Here is a 4,857-nt window from a genome sequence, read left to right as displayed (position 1 = left end):
CCTCGCCGGGGAACCAGAACTCGCTGCAGCCTGGGAGCAGCAGGTCGCTGCACGGCGAGCTGAAGCAGCCACCATCACCGCACTTCTGGAATACCGTGCACGGACTGCCACACATTATGCCCAGGAACCCCTGGTCACCCGGTCCGAGGCAGACCGGGCCGCCGTTCGTGATGCTGCCCGGATCCTCGGGACCAGTGACCGCACTGCTACCACTGTCCTGAACACCACACAAGAGGCTAAGTGCCTCCTCCCCCACACGTGGGGAGCATTCTGTGAGGGTCTTATTGACCTGCCCCGGGTGCGGAAAACCGTCGACGCCGCCACCACCAGTAGCCTGCCTGATCACGTGCTGCGACAACTGGACCAGGCCGCAGCAGAGCAAGCCCAACGCCGTAGTCTCTCAGAGTTTCATCACTGGCTCACCCGCTACACCGCCTCACTCGACCCAGAGGCCTACACCAGGGCTTGTGAGAAAGAAACCCAGTCCCGGTTCGTGCGGTTCCAGCACCAGTCCCACGGGATGAGCTACCTCCAGGCCTACATCCCCACCTTGGAAGCTGCTGCTATTGAGAAGCGACTCAAAGCTGCGGCCCGCGGACTCGACCAGCCCGGCACAGGCCAGACCAACTCAGAACCAGACATCCCGGACGCGGACGCTGACGCGCATGCGGATGCGGGTACGCATGGCCGGGCAGACGCCCAGTACGCTCCCCACGGGACTACCCCCGGCACCAGTGACCCTCGCACCCTTGCTCAGCGGGAAGCTGACCTCTTCACCGCCTGGCTACGGGACGGGAGAGTCTATGACACCCCGGTTGACGCCAAAATCATGATCATGATCCCGGAGACCACCCTCACCGGTGAAACAGACGAGCCGGCAATGGCTGCAGATCGGTCATGGATGATCCCCGCCCACCAGGCCAGGAACCTCGCCGCAGATCCCGAAGCTAACCACGACTGGTACCAAGGTCGGTCCCGCAAGGATCCCAAGAACGCAGAGTATGACCTGCTCAGTGCCCGCTATATCGGCCGGTACCCACCAGCACACCTACGCGACGCACTGATCTTCCGGGACGGCACCTGCCAAGCAGACGGATGCACCATCAGCGCCGAACGCTGCGACAGCGACCACCAAACCCCCTGGGAACACGGCGGAGAAACCACTGCCAGCAACCTCTGGGCACTGTGCCGACGCCATCACCGCATGAAATCCCACGGCTTCCTCCACCCACCGCATAAGCAACAGCCCCACAACACAGACGCAAGTTCAGAAACCGGCAGGGGCACAGACACCGGCAGCAGTACTGACGGTGATACTGACGGCGGCACAAGCACAGGCGCTGGGGCAGGTACTGCCGGACGCTTTGCGCCGGACTTCATATGGCGCGACGTCCCGGTCCGGTACACCCTCGCCGCGTGACCCCAAGAAACCAACGGCACGCCCTCCCGAACGCGGGCCAACAGCACCTAGGAATCCACCACGTGCTTGAGCAGACCGGTGTCTTCCTCCAGCAGAGTCTCGGCCACCGCTCGGCCGAGCTCTTCAGCAGCCTCCATGCCCGCCTCGCGGGTGACCCCGGCCTCTAATGTCAGCTCCTGGCCAGCCTGCTGGACCTCCGAGCCATCAGGGGCACAGACAGTGGCGTCAAGACGCAGCCGCACTCCGCCGTCGGGCTCATCCTCACACCGGGCAAGGCCGCCGATCGGTGCCGCGCAGCCAGCATTAAGACGCGCCAGCAGAGCCCTCTCAGCAGTCACTTCCAGGCGCGTGGGGATGCTCTCATACTGAGCCAGCGCAATACCCAACGCCAACACAGGCGCGGCATCAGCGGACCGTACTTCAACCGCCAGGGCACCCTGTCCGGGCGCAGGCAGCATCACCGCCGGGTCCAGCAGCTCCGAAATATGTTCTTCCAACCCCAACCGGCGCAGACCAGCACCGGCCAGCACCACCGCATCGAGATCCCCGCGTGCAGCACCGGGCGCCTGACTGGAGGCCTCCGCAGCCGCTTCGCGTCCACGCACCCGAGCCAGCCGGGTGCCCACATTGCCGCGGATATCAACAATCTGCAGATCCGGTCGAGCCGCCAGCAGCTGAGCGGCACGACGCGGAGAGCCGGTGCCCACCTTCGCACCCTCAGGCAGTTCCTCCAACGTCAGATCATCGGCAGAGCACAGTGCGTCGCGCACATCCTCGCGCATCGGCACTGCTGCAATAGTCAGCCCCTCCAGGTCCTTCGCCGGCAGGTCTTTCAGCGAATGCACCGCCACATCTACCCGCTCATCAAAGAGCGCTTGGCGCAGTGCAGTGGCGAAGACACCGGTACCGCCCAGCTGAGAAAGCGGACCGGTGAGCACATCGCCTTCGGATTTAATGGTGACCAGCTCATAGTCCAACCCGGAACGCTCGGCCAGCGCCTCAGCTGCCATCGTCGTCTGGGTCAGAGCCAGCTTGCTGCCCCGAGTGCCGACTCTGAACAGCGAATTGTGAGCTGGGACAGTCATCATCAGAGACCTGATACCCCCACTTCGGAGTCAACAGCGGCGACAGTAGGCTTCTGGGTCCCGTCGCGCATAGTCTTGACGCAACAGTTGGGCCGGCACACGTCGAACCAGGGGCCGAAGTCGGTCAGCCCCGCCCGCTCTGGGCGCTCGGCTTCCGGGAGCTGCTCCAGCCGCTCGGCGACCATGTCCACCAGACCTGACACGAACCGCTGGTGAACCCCCGGGGTGGGAGTCCTCAGGAACTCCAGACCGAGCTTCTGAGCAGTTTCTTTGGCTTCAGTGTCCAGATCCCAGATGACCTCCATATGGTCAGAGACGAAGCCCAATGGCACCACAACGACGCCTCGCAAGTCCTTCTGCTCGGCCAACTCCTCCATAGCGTCGTTGATGTCAGGCTCCAACCACGGGACAGTGGGCGGGCCGGACCGGGACTGGTAGACCAGGGACCAGTCAACGTCCTTTGCTTCAGGCGTCATCTCCATCAGCAGCTCAGCCACCGCCAGGTGCTGCGCTGAGTAGACATCGGCACCGTTGACTTCACCGGGCTCAGCGCCTGTCTCGTCACGCAGCTGCTGAGCCAGGGGACGGGGTCCCGCAGCTGCGGCATCTGAGGTGGGTATGGAATGGGTGGCGAAGAAGACATGGACCTTCTCCAGGGTGCCCAGCTTCTGAGTCATGCTGCGCAAACCCTGGCTGAGGCCTTCCTGGAACGAGTGCACAAATCCGGGGTGATCGAAGTACTGCCGGACCTTGTCGACTTCAAGGCTGCCCTCCAGCCCGGTCTCACGAAGGCCCGTGCCTAGATCCTCGCGGTACTGCCGGCAGGAGGAGTAGCAAGAGTAGGCCGACGTGGACACGGTGAGCACCCTCCGGTGCCCCTGTCGGTACATCTCCTGAAGGGTCTCGGGGATGTATGGATCCCAGTTGCGATTGCCCCAGTAGACGGGAAGCTCGATCCCCCGCCGGGACAACTCCTGCTCCAGTGCAGCTTTCAGCGCACGGTTCTGATCATTGATGGGGCTGACTCCGCCGTGAGCACGGTAGTGAGTCGCCACTTCCTCCAGGCGCTCATCGGGGATGCCGCGTCCGGCGGTGACGTTGCGCAGGAAGGGGATGACGTCGTCCTGACCCTCGGGACCGCCGAAGGAGGCCAGCAGCAAGGCGTCGTAGCGTTTGGGTGCCATGACGCCGTCGGCGTCGTAGCCCTCTCTTGGATCAAAGGAATGGCCGGGCACGGTCTGGGTCATTATGAGAGCACCTCGTGGATCTCGTCAGTGTGGGCAAGGCGACGTCCGGTGTAGAACGGGGTCTCGTCACGGACGTGGTAACGGGTCTCGGACTCGCGCAGTTTGCGCATCATGTCCACAAGATCCGTGAGCTGAGGGGATTCCAGCGCGAGCAGCCACTCCCAGTCGTTGAGGGCGAAAGCGCTGGTGGTGTTGGCCAGTACTGAGGGGAACTCCTGGCCGAGCATGCCATGCTCACGCAGCATTTTGCCGCGCTCAGCCGGTTCCAGCAGGTACCAGTCGTAACTGCGGTTGAACGGGTAAACCACCAGCCAGTCCTCGGCTTCGACCCCGCGGGCGAAGGCGGGCACATGGCCGCGAGCGAACTCTGCGGTGCGGTGCACACCCATGGCGGAGAAAGCGATTTCGGTCTGGTTGAGCAGACCGGTGCGATGCAGCGTGCGCAGTGCCGCCTGCAGGTTCTCGGCCTTGTGCCCGGTGAGCCAGAGCATGATGTCAGCCTCAGAGCGCATTCCGGAGACGTCATAGGCTCCGCGCAGTTCCACGGCGTTCTCGTCATGCCCCAGACCGGCACCGCGCAGTGCGGCTACGGCGCCGTCGAACTCGGTGGTGAGCTTCTTGGCGCTGCGGCCCTCGGCTGGTTCGCTGCGCACCACTCGGTCCCAGTAGCTCTGAGCAGGGCTGCGCTTAAGAACAGTGAAGAGGTTGAACCAGTCCTTGCCGGAGCTGTTGACCTCCTCGGCGCTGCGCTGGGGATTGCGGCCGTAACCTTCGCTCACATCGGGCTCCTCTTCTAATTCTTAAGAGTTCGTATTAAGCAGTCTAACCTGTGCGGCAAGTTTTTCTACAGGCTGTAGAAGTGGCGTGGAGCACTGGTCTCAGGCACTCTGGCGCAGCTGTGCCACCGCTGGCAGGCGCTCGATGCTGAACTCTCCCGGCTTGTGGTGACGGCAGAACCCGCCGTCGGGAACCTGCTGCAGATAGGCGGCCATCTGTGCCAGCTCAGCGGCGGAGAACTCCTCGGCACGACGACGCCGAGCGGACTTCTCGCGCACACCTTCCTGCTCACGTGGAGCCACCTCCAGACCGAAGACAGCCTCCAGGG

The 4,857-nt window shown here is 63.7% G+C and carries 4 protein-coding genes and 1 pseudogene; 1 reads left to right on the top strand and 4 read right to left on the bottom strand.

From position 1 onward, the window contains the following. Positions 1 to 1,420 (top strand): HNH endonuclease signature motif containing protein (locus TX78_RS04480; RefSeq protein ID WP_044494042.1); only part of this gene is annotated, 1,420 nt, incomplete at its 5' end. A gap of 47 nt (positions 1,421 to 1,467) precedes the next feature. Here the strand turns inward: TX78_RS04480 and hemC are convergent. The 4 genes and pseudogenes from hemC to TX78_RS13670 all read right to left on the bottom strand — a co-directional run. Continuing rightward, complete coding sequence (hemC, locus tag TX78_RS04475; protein WP_233722157.1) at positions 1,468 to 2,508, bottom strand: hydroxymethylbilane synthase; 1,041 nt, start codon at positions 2,506 to 2,508, stop codon at positions 1,468 to 1,470. Next, positions 2,508 to 3,752: a ferrochelatase gene (locus tag TX78_RS04470; protein WP_049897448.1), complete on the bottom strand. Its 1,245-nt coding sequence runs from the start codon at positions 3,750 to 3,752 to the stop codon at positions 2,508 to 2,510. The genes hemC and TX78_RS04470 overlap by 1 nt, the downstream gene beginning before the upstream one ends. Then, positions 3,752 to 4,531 (bottom strand): hydrogen peroxide-dependent heme synthase, encoded by a 780-nt coding sequence (gene hemQ, locus TX78_RS04465; RefSeq protein ID WP_044494038.1) that lies wholly within the window; start codon positions 4,529 to 4,531, stop codon positions 3,752 to 3,754. The genes TX78_RS04470 and hemQ overlap by 1 nt, the downstream gene beginning before the upstream one ends. 99 nt (positions 4,532 to 4,630) lie before the next feature. Then, positions 4,631 to 4,857, bottom strand: a pseudogene (locus TX78_RS13670) (glutamyl-tRNA reductase); the annotation flags it as partial.

It is taken from the genome of Nesterenkonia massiliensis, assembly GCF_000455245.1.
In the GTDB taxonomy this organism is placed as follows: Bacteria; Actinomycetota; Actinomycetes; order Actinomycetales; family Micrococcaceae; genus Nesterenkonia; species Nesterenkonia rhizosphaerae.
The sequence above is the reverse complement of the archived record's forward strand: the minus strand, read 5'-3'. Positions and strand labels throughout refer to the sequence as shown.

Excerpts from the sequence above, each read along its gene's own strand:
- hemC (WP_233722157.1), bottom strand. The coding sequence starts at position 2,508 with ATGATGACTGTCCCAGCTCACAATTCGCTGTTCAGAGTCGGCACTCGG.
- TX78_RS04470 (WP_049897448.1), bottom strand. The coding sequence starts at position 3,752 with ATGACCCAGACCGTGCCCGGCCATTCCTTTGATCCAAGAGAGGGCTAC.